The organism is Pseudomonas sp. GQ91, assembly GCF_059758795.1.
Map to the genome: position 1 here is coordinate 1 of NZ_JCAXED010000052.1, position 634 is coordinate 634.

1 pseudogene is annotated in these 634 nt (G+C 65.6%); it reads left to right on the top strand.

Going from position 1 to position 634, the window contains the following annotated elements:
* A pseudogene (locus tag AC6CIA_RS26365) lies at positions 1-634 on the top strand (RHS repeat-associated core domain-containing protein); the annotation flags it as partial.

A 634-nucleotide genomic window follows, 5' to 3' on the forward strand; every position in this document is an offset into this window, starting at 1 on the left:
CTACACCGACGAACAGGCGCGGCCCATCGACATGGGCTCGATCCCGTTGGGCGGCGCGGTGTTCAGCCCCGGTGAAGGCCTCGCCGTGCGGCGCCACCTCAACGGGCAGTTGCTGATCGAAAGCGATGACGGCCTGTATCGCCTGTTCGAACCTACGCCAGCCAACCCCTCACGGCTGCGCCTGAACCAGCTCGGTGACCGTAACGACAACCGCATCTTCCTCGATTACGACGATGCCGGACGCCTGATACGCCTGCGCGACACCTTCGATCGGGTGCAAGTCGAACTGATCCGCGACGGCGAACGCCTCAGCCGCCTGGAACGCCTCTACCCCGACCAGCAGCGCGAAGTGCTGGTCAGCTACGCCTACGACGCGGCGCACACCCTCAGCGAAGTGCGCGATGCCAGCGGCCAGGTGCAACGGCGCTTCAGCTACGACGCCGGCCAGCGCATGGTCGAACACCAACTGCCCACAGGGCTGCGTTGCTTCTACGAATGGGCCTTGATCGACGAGCTGGAATGGCGCGTGGTCCGCCACTGGACCGACGAGGGCGACGCCTACCAGTTCGACTATGACCTCAAGGCTGGCCTCACCCGCATCACCGACGGTTTGCAGCGGGTCAGCACGCGGCAG